This is a genomic window from Escherichia sp. KTE172 (assembly GCF_000408845.1).
Taxonomy (GTDB): domain Bacteria; phylum Pseudomonadota; class Gammaproteobacteria; order Enterobacterales; family Enterobacteriaceae; genus Escherichia; species Escherichia coli.
In genome coordinates, this window is record NZ_KE137316.1 from 3,526,133 (window position 1) to 3,552,899 (window position 26,767).

At 50.7% G+C, this 26,767-nt stretch carries 31 protein-coding genes and 2 pseudogenes; 22 read left to right on the forward strand and 11 right to left on the reverse strand.

Annotated features, from left to right (window positions below; all coding sequences use genetic code 11):
- Positions 1-9 precede the first annotated feature (9 nt).
- The 3 genes from G434_RS07375 to G434_RS07365 all read left to right on the forward strand — a co-directional run bounded on the left by G434_RS07375 (position 10) and on the right by G434_RS07365 (position 3,523).
- Positions 10-648, forward strand: coding sequence for a DUF1190 domain-containing protein (locus tag G434_RS07375; protein ID WP_000101676.1), 639 nt, complete (start codon positions 10-12; stop codon positions 646-648).
- Between the two features lie 2 nt (positions 649-650).
- On the forward strand, positions 651-1,814 hold the full coding sequence (locus tag G434_RS07370) for a glutathionylspermidine synthase family protein (protein WP_000943963.1): 1,164 nt from the start codon (positions 651-653) through the stop codon (positions 1,812-1,814).
- 83 nt (positions 1,815-1,897) lie between these two features.
- Entirely contained in the window at positions 1,898-3,523 is a 1,626-nt protein-coding gene (locus G434_RS07365; RefSeq protein WP_001309151.1) for an isovaleryl-CoA dehydrogenase, read from the forward strand.
- 116 nt (positions 3,524-3,639) lie between these two features.
- On the opposite strand, the gene yjfN is transcribed toward G434_RS07365, so the two are convergent.
- Together yjfN and bsmA are read right to left on the reverse strand one after the other, a co-directional pair.
- On the reverse strand, positions 3,640-3,915 hold the full coding sequence (yjfN, locus tag G434_RS07360; RefSeq protein WP_000811566.1) for a DUF1471 family protease activator YjfN: 276 nt from the start codon (positions 3,913-3,915) through the stop codon (positions 3,640-3,642).
- 148 nt (positions 3,916-4,063) lie between these two features.
- Positions 4,064-4,393, reverse strand: coding sequence for a biofilm peroxide resistance protein BsmA (gene bsmA / locus G434_RS07355; protein ID WP_000254644.1), 330 nt, complete (start codon positions 4,391-4,393; stop codon positions 4,064-4,066).
- Positions 4,394-4,574: 181 nt separating this feature from the next.
- Between bsmA and yjfP the strand changes: the two genes are divergently transcribed.
- Positions 4,575-5,324 (forward strand): esterase, encoded by a 750-nt coding sequence (gene yjfP, locus G434_RS07350; protein ID WP_000569688.1) that lies wholly within the window; start codon positions 4,575-4,577, stop codon positions 5,322-5,324.
- On the opposite strand, the gene ulaR is transcribed toward yjfP, so the two are convergent.
- Together ulaR and ulaG are read right to left on the reverse strand one after the other, a co-directional pair.
- A complete protein-coding gene (gene ulaR, locus G434_RS07345) occupies positions 5,321-6,076 on the reverse strand; it encodes an HTH-type transcriptional regulator UlaR (RefSeq protein WP_000133631.1) in 756 nt (251 codons plus the stop codon). The two genes, yjfP and ulaR, sit on opposite strands and share 4 nt — an antisense overlap.
- A gap of 107 nt (positions 6,077-6,183) precedes the next feature.
- Positions 6,184-7,248 (reverse strand): L-ascorbate 6-phosphate lactonase, encoded by a 1,065-nt coding sequence (gene ulaG, locus G434_RS07340; protein ID WP_001295191.1) that lies wholly within the window; start codon positions 7,246-7,248, stop codon positions 6,184-6,186.
- A 354-nt stretch (positions 7,249-7,602) separates the two neighbouring features.
- Here ulaG and ulaA point away from each other — a divergent pair, with 354 nt between their 5' ends.
- Genes ulaA through ulaF form a run of 6 tightly spaced genes read left to right on the forward strand, consistent with a single transcriptional unit; the run spans position 7,603 to position 12,009 of the window.
- A complete protein-coding gene (gene ulaA / locus G434_RS07335; RefSeq protein ID WP_001323091.1) occupies positions 7,603-9,000 on the forward strand; it encodes a PTS ascorbate transporter subunit IIC in 1,398 nt (465 codons plus the stop codon).
- Between the two features lie 15 nt (positions 9,001-9,015).
- Complete coding sequence (gene ulaB, locus G434_RS07330) at positions 9,016-9,321, forward strand: PTS ascorbate transporter subunit IIB (RefSeq protein ID WP_000218360.1); 306 nt, start codon at positions 9,016-9,018, stop codon at positions 9,319-9,321.
- Between the two features lie 9 nt (positions 9,322-9,330).
- A complete protein-coding gene (gene ulaC / locus G434_RS07325; RefSeq protein WP_000776521.1) occupies positions 9,331-9,795 on the forward strand; it encodes a PTS ascorbate transporter subunit IIA in 465 nt (154 codons plus the stop codon).
- Between the two features lie 13 nt (positions 9,796-9,808).
- A complete protein-coding gene (gene ulaD, locus G434_RS07320; protein WP_000056771.1) occupies positions 9,809-10,459 on the forward strand; it encodes a 3-keto-L-gulonate-6-phosphate decarboxylase UlaD in 651 nt (216 codons plus the stop codon).
- Between the two features lie 9 nt (positions 10,460-10,468).
- Positions 10,469-11,323: an L-ribulose-5-phosphate 3-epimerase UlaE gene (ulaE, locus tag G434_RS07315; protein WP_000949501.1), complete on the forward strand. Its 855-nt coding sequence runs from the start codon at positions 10,469-10,471 to the stop codon at positions 11,321-11,323.
- Positions 11,323-12,009 carry an L-ribulose-5-phosphate 4-epimerase UlaF gene (ulaF, locus tag G434_RS07310; protein WP_001170835.1) on the forward strand — a complete coding sequence of 229 codons (687 nt, stop codon included), beginning with the start codon at positions 11,323-11,325 and terminating at the stop codon, positions 12,007-12,009. The genes ulaE and ulaF overlap by 1 nt, the downstream gene beginning before the upstream one ends.
- Positions 12,010-12,138: 129 nt before the next feature.
- On the opposite strand, the gene yjfY is transcribed toward ulaF, so the two are convergent.
- Entirely contained in the window at positions 12,139-12,414 is a 276-nt protein-coding gene (yjfY, locus tag G434_RS07305; protein ID WP_000492918.1) for a DUF1471 family protein YjfY, read from the reverse strand.
- Between the two features lie 326 nt (positions 12,415-12,740).
- Between yjfY and rpsF the strand changes: the two genes are divergently transcribed.
- From rpsF to rplI, 4 genes are read left to right on the forward strand one after another with little or no spacing between them, the layout of a single operon-like run.
- The gene (rpsF, locus tag G434_RS07300; RefSeq protein ID WP_001216677.1) at positions 12,741-13,136 is read left to right on the forward strand and encodes a 30S ribosomal protein S6; all 396 of its coding nucleotides are present in this window, start codon (positions 12,741-12,743) and stop codon (positions 13,134-13,136) included.
- A gap of 6 nt (positions 13,137-13,142) precedes the next feature.
- The gene (gene priB, locus G434_RS07295) at positions 13,143-13,457 is read left to right on the forward strand and encodes a primosomal replication protein N (protein ID WP_001296681.1); all 315 of its coding nucleotides are present in this window, start codon (positions 13,143-13,145) and stop codon (positions 13,455-13,457) included.
- A gap of 4 nt (positions 13,458-13,461) precedes the next feature.
- The gene (gene rpsR / locus G434_RS07290) at positions 13,462-13,689 is read left to right on the forward strand and encodes a 30S ribosomal protein S18 (protein WP_000135199.1); all 228 of its coding nucleotides are present in this window, start codon (positions 13,462-13,464) and stop codon (positions 13,687-13,689) included.
- 41 nt (positions 13,690-13,730) lie between these two features.
- The gene (rplI, locus tag G434_RS07285) at positions 13,731-14,180 is read left to right on the forward strand and encodes a 50S ribosomal protein L9 (protein ID WP_001196062.1); all 450 of its coding nucleotides are present in this window, start codon (positions 13,731-13,733) and stop codon (positions 14,178-14,180) included.
- Positions 14,181-14,250: 70 nt separating this feature from the next.
- On the opposite strand, the gene G434_RS07280 is transcribed toward rplI, so the two are convergent.
- Entirely contained in the window at positions 14,251-15,045 is a 795-nt protein-coding gene (locus tag G434_RS07280) for a DUF2686 family protein (protein ID WP_001305664.1), read from the reverse strand.
- A gap of 322 nt (positions 15,046-15,367) precedes the next feature.
- On the opposite strand from G434_RS07280, the gene G434_RS30360 reads away from it, so the two are divergent.
- Positions 15,368-15,655, forward strand: coding sequence for a hypothetical protein (locus G434_RS30360; protein ID WP_230278486.1), 288 nt, complete (start codon positions 15,368-15,370; stop codon positions 15,653-15,655).
- Positions 15,656-15,676: 21 nt separating this feature from the next.
- Here the strand turns inward: G434_RS30360 and tnpA are convergent.
- Positions 15,677-16,102, reverse strand: a pseudogene (gene tnpA / locus G434_RS28055) (IS200/IS605 family transposase); the annotation flags it as partial.
- 7 nt (positions 16,103-16,109) lie between these two features.
- Here tnpA and G434_RS07275 point away from each other — a divergent pair.
- On the forward strand, positions 16,110-17,306 hold the full coding sequence (locus G434_RS07275) for an RNA-guided endonuclease InsQ/TnpB family protein (protein ID WP_001309930.1): 1,197 nt from the start codon (positions 16,110-16,112) through the stop codon (positions 17,304-17,306).
- Positions 17,307-17,361: 55 nt separating this feature from the next.
- Positions 17,362-17,469: pseudogene (locus G434_RS28060) on the forward strand (TetR/AcrR family transcriptional regulator); the annotation flags it as partial.
- Here G434_RS28060 and ytfB read toward each other — a convergent pair.
- Positions 17,453-18,091 carry a cell division protein YtfB gene (ytfB, locus tag G434_RS07270; RefSeq protein ID WP_001119478.1) on the reverse strand — a complete coding sequence of 213 codons (639 nt, stop codon included), beginning with the start codon at positions 18,089-18,091 and terminating at the stop codon, positions 17,453-17,455. The pseudogene G434_RS28060 and the gene ytfB overlap by 17 nt on opposite strands.
- Before the next feature lie 217 nt (positions 18,092-18,308).
- Here ytfB and fklB point away from each other — a divergent pair, with 217 nt between their 5' ends.
- From fklB to G434_RS07250, 4 genes are all read left to right on the forward strand, one after another.
- A complete protein-coding gene (fklB, locus tag G434_RS07265) occupies positions 18,309-18,929 on the forward strand; it encodes a BamJ family beta-barrel-assembly machinery protein (protein ID WP_000211225.1) in 621 nt (206 codons plus the stop codon).
- Between the two features lie 308 nt (positions 18,930-19,237).
- Positions 19,238-20,641, forward strand: coding sequence for a D-serine/D-alanine/glycine transporter (cycA, locus tag G434_RS07260; RefSeq protein ID WP_000228342.1), 1,404 nt, complete (start codon positions 19,238-19,240; stop codon positions 20,639-20,641).
- Positions 20,642-20,774: 133 nt separating this feature from the next.
- A complete protein-coding gene (locus G434_RS07255; RefSeq protein ID WP_000240846.1) occupies positions 20,775-21,938 on the forward strand; it encodes a DKNYY domain-containing protein in 1,164 nt (387 codons plus the stop codon).
- Between the two features lie 33 nt (positions 21,939-21,971).
- Positions 21,972-23,456, forward strand: a complete 1,485-nt coding sequence (locus G434_RS07250; RefSeq protein ID WP_000936773.1) for a hypothetical protein — start codon at positions 21,972-21,974, stop codon at positions 23,454-23,456.
- Between the two features lie 44 nt (positions 23,457-23,500).
- On the opposite strand, the gene ytfE is transcribed toward G434_RS07250, so the two are convergent.
- From ytfE to qorB, 3 genes are all read right to left on the reverse strand, one after another.
- Positions 23,501-24,163: an iron-sulfur cluster repair protein YtfE gene (ytfE, locus tag G434_RS07245; RefSeq protein WP_000331457.1), complete on the reverse strand. Its 663-nt coding sequence runs from the start codon at positions 24,161-24,163 to the stop codon at positions 23,501-23,503.
- A gap of 107 nt (positions 24,164-24,270) precedes the next feature.
- Positions 24,271-25,236: a DMT family transporter gene (locus G434_RS07240; RefSeq protein ID WP_001305661.1), complete on the reverse strand. Its 966-nt coding sequence runs from the start codon at positions 25,234-25,236 to the stop codon at positions 24,271-24,273.
- 108 nt (positions 25,237-25,344) lie between these two features.
- Positions 25,345-26,205, reverse strand: a complete 861-nt coding sequence (gene qorB / locus G434_RS07235) for an NAD(P)H:quinone oxidoreductase (RefSeq protein WP_000560581.1) — start codon at positions 26,203-26,205, stop codon at positions 25,345-25,347.
- A gap of 87 nt (positions 26,206-26,292) precedes the next feature.
- On the opposite strand from qorB, the gene G434_RS07230 reads away from it, so the two are divergent.
- A complete protein-coding gene (locus G434_RS07230; RefSeq protein WP_000084623.1) occupies positions 26,293-26,673 on the forward strand; it encodes a winged helix-turn-helix transcriptional regulator in 381 nt (126 codons plus the stop codon).
- Positions 26,674-26,767 lie beyond the last annotated feature (94 nt).

Here is a 26,767-nt window from a genome sequence, read left to right on the forward strand (position 1 = left end):
TGGACGATCATGGCCAGAAAACGCAAATCAAGAAATAACAGTAAAATTGGTCACGGAGCGATCAGTCGCATTGGTAGACCGAATAATCCTTTTGAACCGCGTCGCAATCGTTACGCACAAAAATACTTAACGTTGGCGCTAATGGGCGGTGCCGCTTTTTTCGTATTGAAAGGTTGTGGCGATAGTGGCGATGTCGATAACGACGGCGACGGAACGTTTTACTCGACTGTGCAGGATTGTATTGATGACGGTAATAATTCAGATATCTGTGCTCATGGCTGGAACAACGCCAAAGCGGCGTTTTATGCCGATGTTCCGAAGAATATGACTCAGCAGAATTGTCAGTCTAAGTATGAAAATTGTTACTACGACAACGTTGAACAGAGTTGGATCCCGGTCGTTTCTGGATTTTTGTTAAGCCGGGTTATACGTAAAGATCGTGATGAGCAGTTTGTTTATAACAGCGGCGGTTCCTCTTTTGCTTCGCGCCCCGTCTGGCGCAACACTTCTGGTGATTACTCCTGGCGCTCCGGTTCTGGCAAAAAAGAGTCTTACTCTTCGGGCGGCTTTACCACCAAAAAAGCGTCAACCGTTTCTCGCGGCGGCTATGGTCGTTCTTCCAGCGCCCGTGGGCATTGGGGAGGCTAATCATGCTGAGGCACAACGTTCCTGTGCGGCGGGATCTGGACCAGATCGCCGCTGACAACGGTTTCGACTTTCATATCATCGACAATGAAATCTATTGGGACGAGAGTCGGGCTTACCGTTTTACTCTGCGCCAGATTGAAGAGCAGATCGAAAAACCGACTGCGGAACTGCATCAGATGTGCCTTGAGGTGGTGGATCGCGCGGTTAAAGACGAAGAGATCCTGACGCAACTGGCGATCCCTCCGTTGTACTGGGATGTGATCGCTGAAAGCTGGCGCGCACGCGATCCTTCGCTGTATGGCCGGATGGATTTTGCCTGGTGTGGCAATGCGCCGGTGAAGCTGCTGGAGTACAACGCCGATACGCCAACCTCGTTGTATGAATCGGCTTATTTCCAGTGGCTGTGGCTGGAGGATGCCCGGCGCAGCGGCATTATTCCGCGTGATGCCGATCAGTACAATGCCATTCAGGAACGCCTGATTTCACGCTTTAGCGAGCTTTACAGTCGGGAACCGTTTTATTTTTGCTGCTGTCAGGACACCGATGAAGACAGGAGTACCGTGCTGTACTTGCAGGACTGCGCCCAGCAGGCAGGGCAGGAGTCGCGGTTTATCTACATTGAAGATCTCGGTTTGGGCGTCGGCGGCGTACTGACCGATCTTGATGATAATGTCATCCAGCGTGCATTTAAGCTGTATCCGCTAGAGTGGATGATGCGTGACGATAACGGTCCGCTGCTGCGCAAGCGTCGCGAGCAATGGGTGGAGCCGTTATGGAAAAGTATCTTGAGTAATAAAGGGCTAATGCCACTGCTTTGGCGCTTCTTCCCTGGTCATCCTAACCTTCTTGCATCCTGGTTTGAGGGTGAAAAATCGCAGATTGCCGCTGGCGAAAGCTATGTGCGTAAACCGATCTACTCGCGCGAAGGCGGCAATGTCACCATTTTCGACGGTCAGAATAACGTCGTTGACCACGCTGATGGTGATTACGCCGATGAACCGATGATCTACCAGGCGTTTCAACCTCTGCCGCGATTTGGCGATAGCTACACACTCATCGGTAGCTGGATTGTCGATGATGAAGCGTGCGGAATGGGGATCCGTGAAGATAACACGCTGATCACCAAAGACACCTCACGTTTCGTTCCGCATTACATTGCTGGATAAGAATGTTTTAGCAATCTCTTTCTGTCATGAATCCATGGCAGTGACCATACTAATGGTGACTGCCATTGATGGAGGGAGACACAGTGCACTGGCAAACTCACACCGTTTTTAATCAACCTATGCCATTAAATAACAGCAACTTATACCTGTCTGATGGCGCGCTCTGCGAAGCGGTAACGCGTGAAGGTGCTGGCTGGGATAGCGATTTTCTAGCCAGTATTGGTCAGCAGTTAGGGACGGCTGAATCCCTTGAACTGGGGCGGCTGGCGAATGTGAATCCGCCTGAATTATTGCGCTACGATGCCCAGGGGCGGCGTCTGGACGATGTGCGTTTTCACCCCGCCTGGCACCTGCTGATGCAGGCGCTATGTACCAATCGGGTGCACAATCTTGCCTGGGAAGAAGACGCTCGCTCCGGCGCATTTGTGGCGCGCGCGGCGCGTTTTATGTTGCACGCACAGGTTGAGGCAGGGTCGTTATGTCCGATAACGATGACCTTTGCCGCCATGCCATTGCTGTTACAGATGTTACCCGCGCCGTTTCAGGACTGGACCACGCCGCTGTTGAGCGATCGCTACGATTCTCACTTATTGCCAGGTGGGCAAAAACGCGGTTTGTTGATTGGCATGGGAATGACGGAAAAGCAGGGCGGTTCCGATGTCATGAGCAACACCACCCGCGCAGAGCGCCTGGAAGATGGCTCTTATCGGCTGGTGGGGCATAAATGGTTTTTCTCGGTGCCGCAAAGCGATGCGCATCTGGTGCTGGCGCAGACTACGGGCGGTTTGTCCTGCTTTTTTGTGCCGCGCTTTTTGCCTGACGGGCAACGCAACGCGATTCGCCTCGAGCGGCTGAAAGATAAGCTGGGTAATCGCTCTAACGCCAGCTGCGAAGTGGAGTTTCAGGATGCCATTGGCTGGTTGTTGGGGCAGGAAGGGGAAGGAATTCGTCTGATCCTGAAAATGGGTGGGATGACGCGTTTTGATTGCGCCCTGGGTAGCCATGCCATGATGCGCCGTGCATTTTCGCTAGCGATTTATCATGCACATCAACGCCATGTTTTTGGTAATCCATTGATCCAACAGCCCCTTATGCGTCATGTCTTAAGTCGCATGGCACTTCAGCTTGAAGGGCAAACGGCGTTGCTGTTTCGTCTTGCGCGAGCGTGGGACCGGCGTGCCGATGCCAAAGAAGCTCTGTGGGCGCGTTTATTTACGCCTGCGGCGAAATTTGTGATCTGCAAACGAGGTATGCCGTTTGTGGCCGAAGCGATGGAGGTGCTGGGCGGCATTGGTTATTGCGAGGAGAGCGAGCTGCCGCGGCTTTACCGGGAGATGCCGGTAAACAGTATTTGGGAAGGTTCCGGTAATATTATGTGCCTGGATGTACTGCGCGTGCTCAATAAGCAAGCGGGTGTATACGACTTATTGTCGGAAGCATTTGTGGAAGTGAAAGGGCAGGATCGCTATTTTGATCGCGCGGTACGTCGTTTACAGCAGCAGCTGCGTAAGCCTGCTGAAGAACTGGGGCGAGAGATTACTCATCAGCTATTCCTGCTGGGCTGCGGTGCGCAAATGTTGAAATATGCCTCTCCGCCAATGGCGCAGGCGTGGTGTCAGGTGATGTTAGATACGCGCGGCGGCGTACGGTTGTCAGAGCAGATCCAGAATGATTTATTGCTGCGGGCGACGGGGGGAGTGTGTGTGTAAGCGTATACGACTGATGCAACGCTGGTTTCAATTAACTCAATGAAATATGTGAAAATTATAGGCCGGACAAGGCGCTCGCGCCGCATCCGGCATTGTTCATTTGCTGTAGATGACACTCATGCATACAGTATCGCCTGTACGCGCCAGTTATCAGGCTGCTGGTCTTCGTACATGGTAATAATGCGGTACCATGACGCACCTTGTTCATCGGCCTTTAACGCCACGATACGTTCCACGTCCTGCGGATCCCCTGAAATATTGCTAACTGAGATCTGACCTATTTCATTCAGGCCTGTCACGCAGTCAGCACTGGCGAATTCTGCAGACTGTGCCGTGGCGCTCGCAGGATAAGTCACTAATTGCAGCGAGGGTGAGGCAAGTAATTGTTTCATCGTCAGCTCCATTTTTCGTTTCCCCACATGTTGCAGGGCATTCCATCGCGGTAATAAACGCCCGAGCTTCCAGCCGGTAATTTATTGTGCACAGGTAAACGCATAGGGACGCAAAGCAATGTAAAGCTGACTATGTAAGTTGTCTGATTTATTTACGGTACAAAATGGCTTGTGAATACCACTGTCCTGTCACGATGGTTTCGTCCACCATGACGACAACGTAATAATCAGCTTTTGCAGCGACAGCTTTCGCTCTGATTTCTGCTAATGCGTCATCCGGAGAACCCCGAACCATCGTGCTTACGCTACCTATTCGCTGTAACCCTTGCGTCTGGTCGCGGCGAATCTCTTGCGGATGGTCCGTTACTGGCGGTGCTGACTGTGGCGTACCTTGCAGTGCGCTACAGGCACTTAACATCAACACCAATAATAAACTGGCAAACCGGTAAATAACGCTATTACGTTTCCTGCTAACCATAGTGTAGTGCCTTATTAATTTAACTTTGGGGGAATGTTCCCGAATTGTTACCTGGTACGCGATTTTCGAATGAAAACGTGATGAAAGCGTAACCCACATCTCAACATTATGAACTAATACCGCCAGCAGAAACTTGTGCTAAGGATTTCTTCATGTCATACCAGACAAAAAGGAGAGACAGATGATTGAAATAGAATCACGCGAGCTGGCAGATATTCCCGTTCTTCATGCTTATCCTGTCGGGCAAAAAGATACCCCGTTACCGTGCGCGATTTTTTATCACGGCTTTACTTCGTCCAGTCTGGTGTATAGCTATTTTGCCGTTGCGCTGGCGCAGGCTGGTTTGCGGGTGATCATGCCGGATGCGCCCGATCACGGTAGTCGTTTTAGTGGCGACGCAGCGCGGCGGTTAAATCAATTCTGGCAAATCTTGCTACAAAGTATGCAGGAATTCACTACCTTACGTGCGGCAATAGCCGAAGAAAACTGGCTGCGTGATGACCGTCTGGCAGTCGGTGGCGCGTCGATGGGCGCGATGACGGCACTGGGAATTACCGCTCGCCACCCCACGGTGAAATGTACCGCCAGCATGATGGGATCGGGCTATTTTACATCGCTCGCCCGTTCACTGTTTCCACCGCTGATACCTGAAACGGCAGCACAGCAGAATGAATTCAATAACATTGTCGCGCCGCTGGCAGAGTGGGAAGCGACAAACCACCTGGAACAACTTGGTGACAGACCTCTACTGCTGTGGCATGGCCTTGACGATGACGTCGTGCCTGCCGACGAATCACTACGTTTGCAGCAGGCCTTAAGCGAGACGGGACGAGATAAACTGCTAACCTGTTCATGGCAGCCAGGCGTGCGTCACCGCATTACGCCTGAGGCGTTAGATGCTGCCGTGACATTTTTCCGCCAGCATCTTTAAACACGCAGAATGCTGACCCCTTGCGCTTCCAGTTGTTGCAGGATTTCTGGGTTAGCATTTTTGCCGGTGATCAGCATATCGATTTGATCGGCACGGCTAAAAAGCATTCCCGCGCGTTCGCCAATCTTACTGCTATCAACCAGTACCACCAGTTTCCCTACCACGCTTAGCATCTTCTGCTCTGCCATTGCCGTCAGCATATCGGTTTTATACAACCCTTCTGCTGTCAGCCCTTTGCCGCTGGTAAACATCCAGTGCCCGGCATAGAGACTGTTTTCGCTGCCTTGCGGGCTTAAAGTGATGGACTGACTTTTGTTGTATTGTCCGCCCATAATGATCACGCTGTCATGCTCCTGATCGATCAGGTAATTTGCCAGCGGTAGATAATTAGTGATGATTTGCACTGGCTTGCCACACATTTCCCGCCCAAGCAGAAACGCGGTGGAGCCGCAGTTGATGACTACGCTTTCGCCCGGATTAACCAGCTGCGAGGCCGCTTTAGCAATACGTACTTTTTCATCGTGATTCTGCGCCTGATGCAGATTCATCGGCGTCCAGCGTGGGCGCTGCTGGGTAATCGCTTCGGCGCCGTTGCGCACTTTCTTCAGTTTGCCGCTTTCGTCGAGTTTATTGATATCGCGTCGCGCAGTGGCAGGCGAAATTCCCAGACGCTCAACGACTTTCTCAACGGTCACAAAGCCCAATTGTGCGAGCATTTCCAGGAGGATTTGATGTCTTTGTGCTTCAGTCATGAGCTATTCCGATAAAATTTGATTTTTTTAGATGATATTTGAAATAGCCAGGAAATACTACGCCGGATAGCGCGAACTACTCCACGCTATCCGGTATAAACGACAGATTACAGGAATGACTTGAACGGCAGATCCGGTTCAATAGTGAAGCAATCATCGAAACCACGCGGATAGTGGTACTCGAAGTTGTCTTTATCCAACGGCCAGGTAAATTTGCCGCCCACCTGCCAGATAAACGGCTTGAAGCCATACTTCAGACGATCTTTTTTCATCTCCCACAGCACGCGGATTTCTTGCGGATCGGCCTGGAAGTTTGACCAGATGTCGTGGTGGAACGGGATAACCACTTTCGCATTCAGGGCTTCACCCATACGCAGCATATCGGCGCTGGTCATTTTGTCGGTAATACCGCGCGGGTTCTCACCATACGATCCTAACGCCACATCGATCTGATGTTCGTTACCGTGCTTCGCATAATAGTTAGAGTAGTGGGAATCGCCACTGTGATACAGGGAACCGCCAGGGGTTTTGAACAGGTAGTTTACTGCGCGATCGTCCATGCCATCTGGCAGTACGCCAGCCGCTTTTTGATCCGCTGGTAGGGTGATCAGTGCAGTACGGTCGAAAGCGTCAAGCGCATGAATTTCAATGTCTTTCACTTTTACAACATCGCCCGGTTTGACCACGATGCAACGCTCTTTCGGTACGCCCCAGCCAATCCACAAATCAACGCAGGTTTTCGGTCCAATGAATGGTACGTCATCAGCACAGTTCTGCATCACGGCAGCAGCGACGTTAACGTCGATATGATCGTTGTGATCGTGAGTCGCCAGTACCGCGTCGATCTGGCGAATTGCAAACGGATCAAGAACAAACGGGGTGGTGCGCAGGTTTGGCTGCAGTTTTTTCACGCCAGCCATGCGCTGCATCTGGTGACCCTGTTTCATTAACGGGTTACCGTGACTTTGTTTGCCAGTGCCGCACCAGAAATCAACGCAAACGTTGGTGCCACCTTCTGATTTCAGCCAGATCCCGGTGCAGCCTAGCCACCACATCGCAAATGTGCCAGGGGCGACCTGCTCTTGTTCAATTTCTTCATTCAGCCAGCTACCCCACTCCGGGAAAGTGCTCAGGATCCAGGATTCTCGGGTGATACTTTTCACTTTACTCATCGCCATTTACCTTCATGATAGTTCAATTCGAATCAACATGTGATTGGTTTTGATTAATCCTGACACTATTTTTTCAGGAAGGCAATGACCATTTTTTGACTTTTTGCCAGGGAAGTTGTTGTTGATTTTGAGTGTGGAAAGATTTAATGGAATGTGTAATTCAATTAACTAAATGAATTTAAATGAATAATTATTTCGTTGTGTGAATCCCACTCTATCCATGAGGAATTATTTGCGGGTCGCGTCACATTTAATCATAAATAATCTTGTTGTGATTACTTTTGAAAATTAGAGTGAGTGCACAACATTCCGGGTGTGTGGAATACCCGGTTACCTCTTCTTCAGGAGATCGTTATGGAGATCCTCTACAACATCTTTACCGTGTTTTTTAACCAGGTCATGACCAATGCCCCGTTGTTGCTGGGTATTGTGACCTGTCTGGGCTACATCCTACTGCGCAAAAGTGTCAGCGTTATTATTAAAGGCACGATTAAAACCATAATTGGTTTCATGTTGTTGCAGGCAGGGTCCGGCATCCTCACCAGCACCTTCAAACCGGTGGTGGCGAAAATGTCCGAAGTCTACGGCATTAACGGCGCAATTTCCGATACTTACGCGTCGATGATGGCAACCATCGACCGCATGGGCGATGCCTATAGCTGGGTAGGTTACGCGGTGTTGTTAGCGCTGGCGCTGAACATCTGTTACGTGCTGCTGCGTCGCATTACCGGTATTCGTACCATCATGCTGACTGGTCATATCATGTTCCAGCAGGCGGGGCTGATTGCCGTTACGTTGTTTATTTTCGGCTACTCCATGTGGGCGACCATTATCTGCACGGCGATTCTGGTTTCGCTCTACTGGGGCATTACCTCCAACATGATGTACAAGCCGACTCAGGAAGTGACGGACGGCTGCGGTTTCTCCATCGGTCACCAGCAACAGTTTGCATCATGGATTGCCTATAAAGTTGCGCCGTTCCTCGGCAAAAAAGAGGAAAGCGTTGAAGACCTCAAACTGCCAGGCTGGCTGAATATTTTCCACGACAACATCGTCTCCACGGCGATTGTCATGACCATCTTCTTTGGTGCCATTCTGCTCTCCTTCGGTATCGACACCGTGCAGGCGATGGCAGGCAAAGTGAACTGGACGGTCTACATCCTGCAAACTGGTTTCTCCTTCGCGGTGGCGATCTTCATCATCACTCAGGGTGTGCGCATGTTTGTGGCGGAACTCTCTGAAGCATTTAACGGCATTTCCCAGCGCCTGATCCCAGGTGCGGTTCTGGCGATTGACTGTGCGGCTATCTATAGCTTCGCGCCGAACGCCGTGGTCTGGGGCTTTATGTGGGGCACCATCGGTCAGCTGATTGCAGTTGGCATCCTGGTCGCCTGCGGTTCCTCGATCCTGATTATTCCCGGCTTTATCCCGATGTTCTTCTCCAACGCCACCATCGGCGTGTTCGCTAACCACTTCGGCGGCTGGCGTGCGGCGCTGAAGATTTGTCTGGTGATGGGGATGATCGAAATCTTTGGTTGCGTCTGGGCGGTGAAACTCACCGGTATGAGTGCCTGGATGGGCATGGCGGACTGGTCGATTCTGGCACCACCGATGATGCAGGGCTTCTTCTCCATCGGTATCGCCTTTATGGCCGTCATCATTGTAATTGCACTGGCTTATATGTTCTTCGCTGGCCGCGCGCTGCGCGCAGAAGAAGATGCAGAAAAACAACTGGCAGAACAGTCTGCTTAATAAGGAGTTTTGATTATGACCGTACGTATTCTGGCTGTGTGTGGCAACGGACAAGGCAGTTCCATGATCATGAAAATGAAAGTGGACCAGTTTTTAACCCAATCAAACATTGACCACACGGTAAACAGCTGCGCGGTTGGCGAATACAAAAGCGAGTTGAGCGGCGCGGATATCATCATCGCTTCTACGCACATTGCGGGCGAAATCACCGTGACCGGCAACAAATATGTGGTTGGCGTGCGCAACATGCTCTCTCCTGCTGACTTTGGCCCGAAACTGCTGGAAGTGATCAAAGCGCATTTCCCGCAGGATGTGAAGTAAGGACGCGCCATGAAATTACGTGATTCGCTGGCTGAAAATAAATCTATCCGCCTGCAGGCCGAAGCAAATACCTGGCAGGAAGCGGTGAAAATCGGTGTTGACCTGCTGGTAGCGGCAGATGTGGTAGAGCCGCGTTACTACCAGGCGATTCTGGATGGCGTTGAACAGTTTGGTCCTTATTTCGTTATCGCACCAGGCCTGGCAATGCCGCACGGTCGCCCGGAAGAGGGCGTTAAGAAAACCGGTTTCTCTCTGGTAACGTTGAAAAAGCCGCTGGAGTTCAACCACGAAGATAACGATCCGGTGGATATCCTCATCACCATGGCGGCGGTCGATGCCAACACTCACCAGGAAGTGGGCATCATGCAGATCGTCAATCTGTTTGAAGATGAAGAGAATTTCGACCGTTTACGTGCCTGCCGTACCGAGCAGGAAGTACTGGATCTCATTGACCGCACCAACGCGGCAGCTTAAGAAGGAATTGAAAATGTCATTACCGATGTTGCAGGTCGCGCTGGACAACCAGACTATGGATAGCGCCTACGAAACCACTCGCCAGATTGCCGAAGAAGTCGACATTATCGAAGTGGGCACCATTCTGTGCGTGGGCGAAGGCGTGCGTGCGGTTCGCGATCTGAAAGCGCTTTACCCGCACAAAATCGTACTGGCAGACGCCAAAATTGCCGATGCGGGCAAAATCCTTTCTCGTATGTGCTTTGAAGCCAACGCTGACTGGGTGACCGTGATTTGCTGTGCGGATATCAACACCGCCAAAGGTGCGCTGGACGTGGCAAAAGAGTTTAACGGCGACGTGCAGATCGAGCTGACCGGCTACTGGACCTGGGAACAGGCGCAACAGTGGCGCGACGCAGGCATTCAACAGGTGGTTTATCACCGCAGCCGTGACGCACAGGCCGCAGGCGTGGCGTGGGGCGAAGCGGACATTACCGCGATCAAACGTCTTTCCGATATGGGCTTCAAAGTGACCGTCACCGGTGGCCTGGCGCTGGAAGATCTGCCGCTGTTCAAAGGCATTCCGATTCACGTGTTTATCGCTGGTCGCAGTATCCGTGATGCCGCTTCTCCGGTTGAAGCCGCGCGTCAGTTCAAACGTTCCATCGCCGAACTGTGGGGCTAAGGAGCGGATATGTTGTCCAAACAAATCCCGCTTGGCATCTATGAAAAAGCGCTCCCCGCCGGGGAGTGCTGGTTGGAACGGCTGCAACTGGCAAAAACGTTAGGCTTCGATTTTGTCGAGATGTCGGTAGATGAAACTGACGATCGCCTGTCGCGCCTCGACTGGAGCCGCGAGCAGCGTCTGGCGCTGGTGAATGCGATTGTTGAAACTGGCGTGCGCGTGCCGTCCATGTGCCTTTCTGCTCATCGTCGTTTCCCGCTGGGCAGCGAAGATGACGCGGTACGGGCGCAGGGGCTGGAGATTATGCGCAAAGCTATCCAGTTCGCCCAGGACGTCGGTATTCGCGTGATCCAGCTGGCGGGCTATGACGTTTACTATCAGGAAGCCAATAACGAAACGCGTCGTCGTTTCCGTGACGGGCTGAAAGAGAGCGTTGAGATGGCAAGCCGCGCGCAGGTGACGCTGGCGATGGAGATCATGGATTACCCGTTGATGAACTCCATCAGTAAGGCGTTGGGTTACACGCACTATCTCAACAACCCGTGGTTCCAGCTCTACCCGGATATCGGCAACCTGTCGGCGTGGGATAACGACGTGCAGATGGAGTTGCAGGCCGGAATCGGGCATATCGTCGCGGTGCATGTGAAAGACACCAAACCGGGCGTCTTCAAAAACGTGCCGTTTGGTGAGGGTGTAGTGGATTTCGAACGTTGCTTCGAAACGCTCAAACAGAGTGGCTATTGCGGGCCGTACCTGATTGAGATGTGGAGCGAAACGGCGGAAGACCCGGCGGCAGAAGTGGCGAAAGCGCGTGATTGGGTGAAAGCGCGCATGGCCAAAGCAGGCATGGTGGAGGCGGCATAATGCAAAAGCTAAAACAGCAGGTGTTTGAAGCCAACATGGATCTGCCGCGCTATGGGTTGGTGACCTTTACCTGGGGCAACGTCAGCACCATTGACCGCGAACGCGGGCTGGTGGTGATCAAGCCCAGCGGTGTCGCCTACGAAACCATGAAAGCAGACGATATGGTGGTGGTCGATATGAGCGGTAAGGTGGTGGAAGGGGAGTATCGTCCGTCTTCCGACACTGCGACGCATCTCGAACTCTACCGTCGTTATCCGTCGCTTGGCGGCATTGTCCATACCCACTCCACTCATGCTACCGCATGGGCGCAGGCGGGGCTGGCGATCCCGGCGTTAGGCACCACGCACGCCGACTACTTCTTTGGCGATATCCCGTGTACGCGCGGGTTAAGCGAAGAAGAGGTGCAGGGCGAGTATGAACTGAACACCGGCAAAGTGATTATCGAAACGCTGGGCAACGCCGAGCCTCTGCATACACCGGGGATTGTGGTGTACCAGCACGGGCCGTTCGCCTGGGGGAAAGATGCCCACGATGCGGTGCATAATGCGGTGGTGATGGAAGAAGTGGCAAAAATGGCGTGGATTGCCCGCGGCATTAACCCACAACTGAATCACATCGACAGCTACCTGATGAATAAACACTTCATGCGTAAGCATGGTCCCAACGCTTATTACGGGCAGAAGTAAAACACGCGCTGCGGAAATTTCCTTCTTCGGGAGATAACTGGTCTAATTCCGCAGCCGTTTTTCAAAAAAAAGCCCCCTGCGAAGGGGGCAAAGCAAACTATGGCAATGTTTCGTTGGTTATACCTGGTGCTAGCGATAAATATCCGCGCTGGCGTGCATATTGCCGTTACTTCCCGGTTCCCGTATCAGGATCGGATAGTAGTACGTTGCGCCCTGCGCATCTGTCTTTTCATTTAATGCCTGACGTGCTTCACTTTCAGTGGCGAAGTTATGGTTGATATAAATCACGCCTAAGCTTTGCACATCGTCCATATTTCTGGCCTGGTGGTTATTAATTTCAATGGCTGCCCATGTATTTGCACTTAGCAAAAGCACAGCCAGAAGGGCTAAAACACGACTGAACATAGATACCTCCTCAACGGCTGACTTTGTGTGCTCTCCTCTGTGATGATCTTCTGATTTAATTTTAATCAATGATAAAGAAGTTGATGGTGACCATTTCTGATGCAGTTGTTCAAAAAAACACCATGATGAAGTGTGATGAACTTCAAATCAGCGTGTTAGTACGATTTGGTGAAAGATGAGATTTATTTGTCGGCTGGCCTTGAGTTTAGCGGGGTATGTCAGTACTATAACGCGTCATTTTTCAGCCGACCTTTAACACGTTCCTTGCCTCCCCGGGATTCGGCTGACCCAGACAGGAGGCTGAATAATCCGTAAGGAGCAATTCGATGCGTCATTACGAAATCGTTTTTATGGTCCATCCTGACCAGAGCGAACAGGTTCCGGGCATGATCGAGCGCTACACTGCTGCCATCACTGGTGCAGAAGGCAAGATCCACCGTCTGGAAGACTGGGGCCGCCGTCAGCTGGCTTACCCGATCAACAAACTGCACAAAGCACACTACGTTCTGATGAACGTTGAAGCTCCGCAGGAAGTGATCGATGAGCTGGAAACTACCTTCCGCTTCAACGATGCCGTTATCCGCAGCATGGTTATGCGTACCAAGCACGCTGTTACCGAAGCATCTCCGATGGTTAAAGCGAAAGACGAGCGCCGTGAGCGTCGCGATGATTTCGCAAACGAAACCACTGATGATGCTGAAGCTGGGGATTCTGAAGAGTAATTTCTGATGACCAACCGTCTGGTGTTGTCCGGCACCGTGTGCAGGACTCCCCTTCGAAAGGTCAGTCCATCAGGAATTCCTCACTGCCAGTTCGTGCTTGAGCATCGTTCTGTGCAGGAGGAAGCCGGTTTTCACCGGCAGGCGTGGTGCCAAATGCCCGTTATTGTTAGCGGACACGAAAACCAGGCCATTACTCACAGTATAACGGTCGGCAGTCGCATAACCGTTCAGGGGTTCATTTCATGCCACAAGGCAAAGAACGGACTGAGCAAAATGGTTTTGCATGCCGAGCAGATTGAATTGATAGATTCTGGAGACTAGCCATATGGCACGTTATTTCCGTCGTCGCAAGTTCTGCCGTTTCACCGCGGAAGGCGTTCAAGAGATCGACTATAAAGATATCGCTACGCTGAAAAACTACATCACCGAAAGCGGTAAGATTGTCCCAAGCCGTATCACCGGTACCCGTGCAAAATACCAGCGTCAGCTGGCTCGCGCTATCAAACGCGCTCGCTACCTGTCCCTGCTGCCGTACACTGATCGCCATCAGTAATCGGTCACGGTCCATTAATACGACTTTGAGAGGATAAGGTAATGCAAGTTATTCTGCTTGATAAAGTAGCAAACCTGGGTAGCCTGGGTGATCAGGTAAACGTTAAAGCGGGCTATGCTCGTAACTTCCTGGTACCGCAGGGTAAAGCTGTTCCAGCTACCAAGAAAAACATTGAATTCTTCGAAGCACGTCGCGCTGAACTGGAAGCTAAACTGGCTGAAGTTCTGGCAGCAGCTAATGCTCGCGCTGAGAAAATCAATGCACTGGAAACTGTTACCATCGCGTCTAAAGCTGGCGACGAAGGTAAACTGTTCGGTTCCATCGGTACTCGCGACATCGCTGACGCTGTAACTGCAGCTGGCGTTGAAGTGGCTAAGAGCGAAGTTCGCCTGCCGAACGGCGTTCTGCGTACCACTGGCGAACACGAAGTGAGCTTCCAGGTTCACAGCGAAGTATTCGCGAAAGTGATCGTAAACGTAGTAGCTGAATAATTCGTTATTCAACGAGACGTAAAAACGCCGACCAGTGGTCGGCGTTTTGCTTTCTATTTTTCGTCAGGTATTAGTTTCGTAAGTAGATCCATTCACCATTCTCTTGTGTCCATAATTCAGGATGGTTTGCTGGCGTTAGATGCATATGATCGCACCTTATGTCTCGGTCCTGCGGCACTCGCTCGAAACCCAAACCCGAGTAGATTGCTGCTGAACTTGATAAGGAACGCAGACCAATTTTCAAATCATGGGGTAAATCAGAATACGCGTTTAGCAATGCAGCAATGATGAATCCGAGGGCATTAGAAACGCCTGTAACAGTGCGAAGTTGGTCGATATAAAGATCGATTGTTGGTAGTTCAGATGACCAGCAATTAGGCATTTGGGCAGGAAGGGTTACAACGTATCCTATCGTTTGGCCGGTATAGTCTGGAGTACCATAACCTGGACCCAAAACAACCTCGTGTATTGTGTATTTACTGTTGGGTTCGAAGGATTCGACATCTTGCAATAAATATTTCAGTTCTGCGGTTAACCTCGCACCCGCGTAAGCTTTATTGTATTTCTGGGCGTGAATATTATCTAATGTAGCCTCATGGTTCCATCCAAAAGAATTATCACCATTCATTGTTATTCCATCGTAAGCATTACACGCCATCGCTAGTTTATTGAATGCTTGCCAGTCTGAGAGATCTAGTTTGTGGATCTCAACAGTATGTCTGCCATCGCAATTATGATCTCTTCCACGATTTGAAAGTAATGTAGCGCGTGCGTATTGATGAAATTTTAATTTTACTGGTTTGTCGGTGGACGAAAAACGGGGTGAATATGCAGGAAATGAATAAATAGTGGTTGGTAATGTCATTGTATTTTTGCCTGTTTAATTTTTTTATAAATATCGTAGTTAAATGCTCAAAGAAAAAGAATCGATATTAATAAAAATAAGTTTGTTTTCTGAAGTAGTGAAAATAGCGGATGGTGAAAGATATTAATATCAAAAATCGCTCATCACGGATATAATGATGCACCCAGGGAGGGAGATGACTGACAACGCCTTACACCATACATTCTTGTTGTGCGGTATGTAATTATTCTACGCTGTCGGTATCGGTGCGTTTGTTAATCAGCAGGTTAACCAGCCACAAAAAGCCATTGAAAAAATCATCGATTTTACCTGGGATTATTATATTGCTAATCCCTGGTTTTTAAAAATTGTGCATAGTGAAAACCAAAGTAAAGGTGTGCATTATGCAAAATCACAGCGTCTCTTAGAAATTAATCATGCGCACTTGCAGTTAATGGAATCCTTATTGGATGAAGGGAGGAAACACAATATTTTTAAGCCAGATATCGACCCATTGCAGGTGAATATTAATATTGCTGCGCTTGGGGGATATTATTTGATCAACCAGCATACGCTTGGCCTGGTTTATCCGGTGCGCCGTAAAACCCCGTCCTTCAGGGCGGGGATATAAGGCGCGGTTTTCCACCTGATCAGGTGTTTGCTGTTGTTCAATGTATTGGCGGATGACGGATATTGGCGCACCTCCGCAGCTACTGGCAAAATAGCCAGGACTCCACAAAACGCCTTTGTAGTAATACCTGACTGCAATATCTGGTCGATCTCGTCGCAGTAACCTACCCGATACGCCTTTGAGGCTGTTTACCAGACTGGATATCGCCAGTTTGGGAGGATAGTTAATTAACAAATGGACGTGATCTGGTTCGCCATCCATTTCAACCAGTTCAGCTTCAAAATCAGCACATACATTTGAAAAGTAAGTGCGTAGTTTTTCTGTCGCGTCATGGTCAAAAATCTGACGTCGGTATTTGGTGACAAAGACCTGGTGAACATGCATCAGGAAAACACAATGCCTTCCACGCCGGATATCGGTTTCTTTTCTCACAGACCAAAGTATCATTTGGCCTGTGAAACGACTACAGGCATTTAAATTCCAGTTAAGACCCGGTGGTCAACAGGAGCGTGAAATGAGGCGCTTCGCAGGCGCATGTCGTTTCGTTTTCAATCGTGCTCTGGCACGTCAGAATGAGAATCATGAGGCCGGTAATAAATACATCCCTTACGGGAAAATGGCTTCCTGGCTGGTTGAGTGGAAAAACGCCACTGAAACGCAATGGCTTAAAGATTCGCCCTCACAGCCATTGCAACAGTCACTGAAAGACCTTGAGCGGGCTTACAAAAACTTCTTCCAGAAGCGGGCTGCTTTTCCCCGATTCAAAAAGCGGGGACAGAATGATGCATTCCGCTACCCGCAGGGCGTTAAGCTCGATCAGGAAAACAGCCGTATTTTTCTGCCGAAACTTGGCTGGATGCGCTACCGGAATAGCCGTCAGGTCACGGGTGTTGTGAAAAATGTCACTGTCAGCCAGTCCTGCGGTAAGTGGTACATCAGTATTCAGACTGAAAATGAAGTATCAACTCCGGTTCACCCTTCAGCATCAATGGTCGGGCTGGATGCTGGCGTGGCTAAACTCGCCACGCTGTCAGATGGCACAGTCTTTGAGCCTGTAAACAGTTTTCAGAAAAACCAGAAGAAGCTGGCGAGACTTCAGCGACAGTTAAGCCGCAAGGTCAAATTCAGCAACAACTGGCAGAAGCAGAAACGCAAAATACAGCGACTGCATTCCTGTATCGCAAATATCCGCAGGGACTACCTTCACAAAGTCACAACGACCGTCAGCAAAAACCACGCAATGATAGTCATTGAGGATTTGAAGGTCAGCAACATGTCAAAGTCAGCAGCGGGTACGGTCAGCCAGCCGGGGCGCAATGTCCGGGCAAAATCAGGTTTAAACCGTTCGATACTGGATCAGGGCTGGTATGAAATGCGCCGCCAGCTTGAGTACAAGCAGCTCTGGCGTGGCGGTCAGGTGCTTGCTGTTCCGCCAGCGTACACAAGCCAGCGTTGCGCGTGCTGTGGTCATACAGCGAAAGAAAATCGCCTGTCACAAAGTAAATTCAGATGCCAGGCATGTGGATATACAGCGAACGCCGATGTAAATGGCGCTCGTAACATTTTAGCGGCGGGGCACGCCGTTCTTGCCTGTGGAGAGATGGTGCAGTCAGGCCGCTCGTTGAAGCAGGAACCCCCCGAAATGATTTAGGCGACAGCCTGAACGTAGCAGGGATCCACGTCCTTCAGGGCGTGGAGGATGTCAACATATCAGTATGGTTTCACCTCAGGCACTGGAAGCCAGACGTAAGGTCATCAAAGAGACAATCCTTAGCTGGCTTTTGGTTGACCCTTCATCTACCGCGCACGAATAAAACTGCCATCCGGCTGGCGGGTAAACAGGACCTGTTGATTATTCCCCGTATCAATGGTTAAGCCCGTCACCACGCCGCTGGCGTTCTGGCGGATTTTCACCATCTGCCCGTTTTGCAAATTACTCAGCGGCTTACCCGCGCCTTCTACCTGCGCCATTGCATAGACATCGGTAGCGGGCAGTCCGTGGTCGCGGAACAGCTGCGCCATCGTTTTACCGGGTTCGACACGGTAAGAGCGCCATTGATTATCAATTCCGCTATCTGGCTGGAATGGTTGCGTTTGGGTAGTTTGCGGCTGCTCTTCTGGCTGGCCTTCCTGTATAGGTTCTGGAGCGACCGGGGCCACCTGATCAGGATCATTTTGTGGCGTAACTAGCTGCGCCCGCAGCTGTTCTTCTGTCGGCGGTTGTGATTGCGACTGAATATCTAACTGCGCTTCACGCGTCACCACTGGCGCGTTGGGCGTATCATCAGATGGAAGCAGAAATCCGACCACCAATACAATGGCGGCAATAATGATCCCCCGACGATGCATCGGCGGCAGCGGGTCCATGAAGCGAAAATTGTCCGGCGCGTGCCAGACTTTCTCCAGGGTTGGTTTTAGTTCAAAGCGCCCGGGCATGGTTTCCTCCTGCTCCGCGTCTTGTTCCTCAATCATAGCCTATGAATAAGCTAACGCTATGATGTCCGTGGTAAACCCGCCTTTATTATATTCATACGGGATATTGCTATTGTTTCTTTTTCCCCGGGATTTGTCATCATTCCCGCGACAAAGTTTTACCCAAAGAAGTGTGGCTGATATGCTGCCCGCTACTTTATACCCTAAGAAAGGAAATACGATGACCACCCCAACTTTTGACACCATCGAAGCGCAAGCAAGCTACGGCATTGGTTTGCAGGTAGGGCAACAACTGAGTGAATCTGGCCTGGAAGGGCTGCTGCCAGAAGCACTGGTTGCAGGCATTGCTGATGCGCTGGAAGGCAAACATCCGGCTGTTCCGGTTGATGTGGTGCACCGCGCGCTGCGTGAAATCCACGAACGCGCCGATGCCGTTCGTCGTCAGCGTTTCCAGGCGATGGCTGCTGAAGGTGTGAAATACCTGGAAGAAAACGCCAAAAAAGAAGGTGTGAATAGCACCGAATCTGGCCTGCAATTCCGCGTGATCAACCAGGGCGAAGGCGCAATTCCGGCACGTACCGACCGCGTTCGTGTTCATTACACCGGAAAACTGATCGACGGCACCGTGTTTGACAGCTCCGTTGCTCGCGGCGAGCCAGCTGAATTCCCGGTTAACGGCGTGATCCCAGGCTGGATTGAAGCGCTGACTCTGATGCCGGTAGGTTCTAAATGGGAACTGACTATCCCGCAGGAACTGGCATATGGTGAGCGTGGCGCAGGCGCGTCCATCCCTCCGTTCAGCACCCTGGTGTTTGAAGTCGAACTGCTGGAAATCCTCTAAGCAGCGCATTCTGTTCCCCTCGAGCCAGAGGGGAGCAGGCATTCAGCAATAAACCCTTCAGTTTGCCAAACGGCGCTATTTTGTGTTGCAAAGACCCCGTAAGCGTGTATTTTTGTGAGCTGTTTCGCGTTATCACCGTGATATGACACTCACTTTAAACATAAAATTAACATTAGATCTAAATCTTAGTATTCATCCCGCGTATTGTTACCTAATATCGATGAGTCCCGATACAGATTCGTCGTATCATAGACTGACTAAAGGCCGTAGAGCCTGAACAACACAGACAGGTACAGGAAGAAAAAAACATGGTAGATCAGGTAAAAGTCGTTGCCGATGATCAGGCTCCGGCTGAACAGTCGCTACGGCGCAATCTCACAAACCGACATATTCAGCTTATTGCCATTGGCGGTGCCATTGGTACGGGGTTGTTTATGGGGTCCGGCAAAACGATTAGCCTTGCCGGGCCGTCGATCATTTTTGTTTATATGATCATTGGTTTTATGCTCTTTTTCGTGATGCGGGCAATGGGGGAATTGCTGCTTTCGAATCTGGAATACAAATCTTTTAGTGACTTCGCTTCCGATTTACTCGGGCCGTGGGCAGGATATTTCACCGGCTGGACTTACTGGTTCTGCTGGGTTGTAACCGGTATGGCAGACGTGGTGGCGATCACGGCTTATGCTCAGTTCTGGTTCCCCGATCTCTCCGACTGGGTCGCCTCGCTGGCGGTGATAGTGCTGCTGCTGACGCTCAACCTCGCCACCGTGAAAATGTTCGGTGAGATGGAGTTCTGGTTTGCGATGATCAAAATCGTCGCCATTGTGTCGCTGATAGTCGTCGGCCTGGTCATGGTGGCGATGCACTTTCAGTCACCGACCGGTGTAGAAGCGTCATTCGCGCATTTGTGGAATGACGGCGGCTGGTTCCCGAAAGGTTTAAGTGGCTTCTTTGCCGGATTCCAGATAGCGGTTTTCGCTTTCGTGGGGATTGAGCTGGTAGGTACAACAGCTGCGGAAACCAAAGATCCAGAGAAATCACTGCCACGCGCGATTAACTCCATTCCGATCCGTATCATTATGTTCTACGTCTTCGCGTTGATTGTGATTATGTCCGTGACGCCGTGGAGTTCGGTAGTCCCGGAGAAAAGCCCGTTCGTTGAGCTGTTTGTGTTGGTAGGTTTGCCTGCGGCTGCCAGCGTGATCAACTTTGTGGTGCTGACCTCTGCGGCGTCTTCCGCTAACAGCGGTGTCTTCTCTACCAGCCGTATGCTGTTTGGTCTGGCGCAGGAAGGTGTGGCACCGAAAGCGTTCGCTAAACTCTCTAAGCGCGCAGTACCCGCGAAAGGGCTGACCTTCTCTTGTATCTGTCTGCTCGGCGGCGTGGTGATGTTGTATGTGAATCCCAGCGTGATTGGCGCGTTCACGATGATTACAACCGTTTCCGCGATTCTGTTTATGTTCGTCTGGACGATTATCCTTTGCTCGTACCTGGTGTACCGCAAACAGCGTCCACACCTGCATGATAAGTCGATCTACAAGATGCCGCTCGGCAAGCTGATGTGCTGGGTATGTATGGCATTCTTTGTGTTCGTGGTCGTGCTGCTGACACTGGAAGATGATACCCGCCAGGCGCTGCTGGTTACCCCGCTGTGGTTTATCGCTCTGGGGCTGGGCTGGTTGTTTATTGGTAAAAAACGCATGGCGAAGTAATGCTGCGTTTATAGCTCTGAAAGGCACCTGCGGGTGCCTTTGTCTTTATATATTCTTAAAAATATCTACCATCATAGACAGCCCTCAGGCGCGAGCTTACCGTGAATCTTTGCCACTCGTTGCAGAGTTCACTATGGTTAAGCGCAGTTGGTTATTAATCGCCGCATTACCTCTCTCCATTTCACCTTCCTGGGGCGCGGATTTTTATTACCGCCAGCATGAAAAAGGCACGGTTTACGTTGCCGAACAGAAGGGAAAAGAAGATGAGATCCTCTCCGAATTACCAGACGTTAATTTTTCCCGCCTCTGGCGCATTGCCAATTTAGCCAATAAACAAGAAACCCGGCTGCTCTCCGATTTTAATCCCGATAAGTTCGACTGTGATGACGAGGGGGATTGCCAGCATACCTGGCTCACCGATGGACGTTCTGTCCTTTGGGCAGGCAAAGTCCTGAAAAATCCATCCGGTGAACCTAATGTCGATGCCGCCAGTTTTAAGGCATTCGGCGCTTTCGCTGCTGATAAACGCAGTATCTATTTTGACGGCCAGCGTACCGATGATAATAGCGGTGATAAGCAGGTGGATATGTCAACGCTTGAAGAGACGGACATCTGGAATTTACTGCGTGATAAAAATAGTCTTTGGCATAAGGGGCACTGGTTGGGCAGCGCTGACGGGTTTCAAATCCTGCGGCATGATTCATCCCTGCAATTTGTTGTAATGACAAATTCGCAGGTGATTGTTAATGGCAAGCCGCTGCCCGCCGATCGCAAAACCTTTCAGATAATCCGCTGGATGCCTGGCGAACGGTTAGTTTATCGCGATAAAAGCGGCGAGCATGACTATACGTTGGAAGATATTGGTCACAGTTGTGCGTTATTTAATATCGGTTTGAAGAATGTGTCCAGGCTCAAACAAGAAGCGACGCCTGCGGGCAGTGATTGTGTTTATGAAACGCTTAAAGGAGTTGATCCGGAATATTTTACCTTACTTACCGGGTCGGTAGGCTATTACAAAGATCAATTCTATAAGGTTAAAACCAATGCATTAGGTGAAGGTGAACTGATAACACCCAAGCCAGAGGATGTTTTTGAATTATTAGATAGGGAAAGCATGGTAACTGGCTACATGTATATCACTACAGACGGGCAACTCTACAGTCACGAACTTAGTGGATTAACCACAATCGACGGAAAACACTACGAGCAAACTGAATGGCTGCGTTACAACCCCATTTCAGCAGAATGGTCTACGGTGAAGCAACCCCCGAGCGGTCTGAAACCCTTATTTAAATAACCTCTTACACGCTAACAGCTTCAGGATGATGCTATGTTGCCAATTAAACCCGTTTGTCTCGCACTGGCTTTATTTTCAACCGCTTCGATAGCCTGCTCCGGCGTGCCTTATGCTGCGTTTTACTACCAGCCGTGGGGGCAAGGCACAAAATATATCGTTGAAGATAGTGACGGTTACGGTATCGATTTTCCGGATATTCATTTGCCGCAGGTAAAGTTCAAACAACTTCGCCGCGTACCCAACGGCACTGATGGTGAATACGATTCACCTGATGATATCAATAATGATTTTGTGCGGGTGGCTCCCTTCTCTGGCTATCGGTCAAATGGCGGCTGGCGTTTCGACTGGTTAACCGATGGCCGCCATATTTTATGGGCAGGGAAAATAGTCCAGAACCCGCCGGGAACACCGAAAGTTGATGTTGCAACATTCCGCGCGTGGGGGCGTTTTGCCGCCGATAAAGATAGTCTCTATTTTGATGGTGAACGCACGGATGATAATCGCGACGAAAAGCAGGTCGATATGGATTCGTTGCAACAAGTCGGCGGTTCAGGTGATTCCGCGGATGTGCTGAAAGATCGTCACAATATTTACTTTCAGGGGCACTGGTTGGGCAGTGCGCAAGGGTATTCTATTCTTGGCGTTAAATCCTGGGACCGACGAATTATTTTATTTTCCCCCAATAGCTGCCAAAGCAAAAGTAATCCGGGACCCTGGGATACAATCTGGCGGACTAAATCACAGGTCTTTGTGAATGGAGATGCCATCAACGCCGATCCGGATACCTTTCATATTGTGCGCTGGATAGCCGGTTCACTGCTAATTTATCGCGATAAAGACGGGGAGAAACGTTATGCGTTCGGTAAAAATTGTCGGAGTACGTTTGACCTGCAGCGGGATAAAGTAACATGGTTGACGCGTGATGCTTCCAGGCGTGCTAATGACTGCCGGGTTGCGACTATTCCTGATGTTGATCCGGAATATTTTCGCCCGCTGACGGAGAATGTGGCGCAATATAAAGATTCGCTCTATCTGGTGAAGTATGTTTCTGCGGTCGAAAAAACGCTGTCGGTCATTCATTTACCAGACCCGCAACAAGAATTACAGGAAGGTGTTAATATTGTAGGGGATAAAGTTTATTTCATTGCGAGCGATGATGTGACTATTTTTGATATTAATGGGCAATGGCAGTGGTATAAAAGCCCCGATGGCACACCATTAAATTATTTAGCACATGACGATCGCTATACGTATTTTATTGATGAAGACACGGTTGAGCATTTTGAACTGAAAGGCCAATGGACGTGGTTTAAATACGCCAATGGTCAATTATCAGATACCTTTGCTCATGATGACCACTATATTTATTACGTAGGCGATGGACTGGTACGTGATGCGAAGCGGCGTAATGAGACTCGACAACTCGATGCGGCGCATCTTGATAAAAACGGCAGTTTGCTTACCGTTGAAGGTGAGTACACCAGTTACAACAATGAATTATTTCCACTGAATGACTGAATAATCAACGATCCTGCCCATGTCAGGATCGTTGATCGAACAAATCACTCACCCGCCAGCGCGCGTGGGAACAGCACATTATTTTCCAGGCTGATGTGCTCCATCAGGTCATCAATCAGTTCATTAATGCCGTTATACATCGCTTTCCAGGTGGTGCAGGCTTCTGGCGGCGGTGTGACGTTATTGGTAGTGTGTTTGATTACTTCCAGCAGTTCACCCGCTTCATCGTGCTCGCTTTCCATTACGCTGATTGGCCCCATTGCCTGGCTGCCCATGCCTTGTTTGATCATCGGGAAGAGGATCTGCTCTTCTTTCATCATGTGGCTGGAAAGCTCTTCATGCAGCATAGTCAGGTATTTTGTCAGCCCTTTTGGCACGCTCGGTTTGTCGGCGTGAACGCGTTCGACTTTAGTCGCTTGCAGGATCAGCTCCGGCAGTTGCTCGCGGTGACGATCGTGGTAGCGCACGATGATATGGTCGATGATTTCTGCCAGCGGGGCGCTACGCCAGTCTTTCTCAATCGGTTGTTCAGCAAGCTTTGCCAGCTCAGCTTCAATGACCTCAACATCCAGTTCTTTACGTGCCGCCGCACGCGCCAGCGTTTGCTTACCGCCGCAGCAGTAATCCATATCATATTTACGAAACAGAGCCGAAGCGCGAGGGATAGAGAGCGCCAGTTCACCTAAAGGTTGGTCGCGATAAGCCATAGCTGATACCTCATTCTTAATAAGATAAGATGTATTTTAAATGCATCTTTAAGGTGAATGCTATAACCCTTACGTAGCAGAGGCTTATTTAACTCACTGCCAGCGTGTCAACTTTCAGAGACAGGTTCAATTAAGGGTTTTTCCGGTTTTGCTCTGACCGCAATGACCACGCCAACCACTAACAGCGCGATACCGCTTAGCGTCATTAGCGGCGGCATTTGCTGGCGGAGTAAAAAGGTGTACAGCAAACCTGCCAGCGTTTCGAAAACAATCAGCGGCCCGAGAATCACGGTCGGTAATCGCTGGCTGGCGACGTTCCAGCAGAGTGCACCGACCCATGAGCAAAGCACGGCTATCGCAATCATCAGACTAATAAATAAAAGCGGACGGGGGCCAAAGGGTAGGGAGAAGTCCGGCGTTTGCGTATTCAGCCAGTAACAGGCGACGAGATAGCCGATGAGAGAAACCGGCAGCGTGACCAGCGCCTGCGCCGTTGCCCACATCATCGGATGTTTGTCGGGATTTTCCCGCAGCCAGCGGGCGTTGCGCAGGGCATACCATGCCCAGCAGACCACGGAAACTAACGCCAGCACGATGCCAGAGGTATAACGTGCCCAGTCAAAATCGGGGAGTCCGTGGTTTAACTCAGCAATATTCACACACGCCAGGCCGATGCCAATACAAACCAGTGCCGGGGCGAGTTTTCCCCACGCGAGTTTGCCGTCGCGCTGGCTATAAAGCAGATTGGCAAAAACGGGAATCACCACCGGCAGGGTGCCGATAATCATCGTGGAAACAGGCGCACCAGTACGTTGAATGGCACTGGCAAGGCAGAAGTAATAGATGAGGTTGCCCATCATAGTGAGCATCAAGGCGGTAAGCCAGTCGCGACGCGCCAACTGACGCAGACGCACGCGTCCCAGCCAGGCAATGGGCAGCGCAATTAACCCTAACGCCAGATAACGCCCCATCGACTGCAACATCGCCGGGTATTCCGGTACGATCAACGGCCCGACAAAAATAAGCCCCCACATCAACCCTGCTAACAGGGCGTACAGCACGCCGCTAATCATTACTGGCATCCATTGATCTGTCAGAAGAAACGTTCAGGAAGCAGATATGATTGCTCCCGGCATCCCGTCATTATCAGAGAGGATGCGGGAGGATGCCACTTTAATTAACTAGTTATTAACATTAAAAAGATGGCTTACGCTTTCGGCTAACGTTGTCGTTGGGCGGCCAATCAATTTGCTAAGCGTTTTGCTGTTATCAAACAGACCACCTTTCGATGCGCCAACGTCAGAATCCGCCAGCATATCCGCCAGTCCGTCAGGCAGTCCGACGCTTTTCAGTGCCGCGGCGAAATCAGCTTCACTCAGATTTTGATAGGTAACCTGTTTGCCGCTCTGTTTGGTCAGCTCTGCCGCTAACTGTGTCAACGTCCAGGCACTATCGCCCGCCAGTTCGTAAACCTTGCCTTCGTGACCGGCTTCGCTAATCACGCGTGCCGCAGCTGCCGCATAATCTGCCCGCGTTGCTGAGGCGATTTTGCCATCGCCCGCCGCACCGATAAATACGCCGTGTTCCAGTGCTGCCGGGGCGCTGGCGAGGTAGTTTTCGCTGTACCAGCCGTTGCGCAGCAGGGTGTAAACGATGCCAGAATCAGCCAACATTTTCTCCGTCTCAATGTGCTCATCGGCGAGGCCGAGCGGAGATTTATCCGCGTGAAGCAGACTGGTATAAGCGATAAATTTCACACCAGCCGCCTTTGCGGCATTAATAACATTACGATGCTGCGGGGCACGTTGACCCACTTCGCTGGAAGAGATCAGCAGTAGTTTTTCCACTCCCTGAAGTGCAGATGTCAGTGCGGCTTCATCGCCGTAGTCAGCCTGACGCACGGTAATGCCTTGTGCTGTCAGTGCCTGGGCTTTTGCCGGATTACGAACGATAGCCACTATTTGGCTGGCAGGAACCGTTTTCATCAAGGATTCAATAACATAGTGACCAAGTTGGCCAGTGGCACCAGTAATTGCGATCATAGGAAGTCTCCATCGTTTGTCTTGTGTTTAAATACGCTAACACCTAAACTTACTTTTAGTAAGTACGTACAAAAAGGTAAGTATGAGATGAGTCAGGTTAGCCTGTCGCAACAACTGAAAGAGGGAAATCTCTTCGCCGAACAGTGCCCGTCGCGCGAGGTGTTGAAACACGTCACCAGTCGTTGGGGGGTATTGATTCTGGTCGCGCTTCGCGAAGGTACGCACCGTTTTAGCGACCTGCGCCGCAAGATGGGTGGGGTGAGTGAAAAGATGCTTGCGCAGTCGTTACAGGCATTAGAACAGGATGGGTTTCTTAACCGTATCTCTTATCCGGTGGTGCCGCCGCATGTGGAATACAGCCTCACGCCGCTGGGCGAGCAGGTGAGCGAAAAGGTTGCTGCACTGGCGGACTGGATTGAGTTGAATTTGCCTGAGGTGCTGGCAGTGCGGGATGAACGTGCGGCATAACAGCCGGATGCGCTGCGCTTATCCGGCCTACGGTTCATGACTTGTAGGGCGGATAAGATGCGACAGCATCGCATCCGCCAATAAATGCCGGATG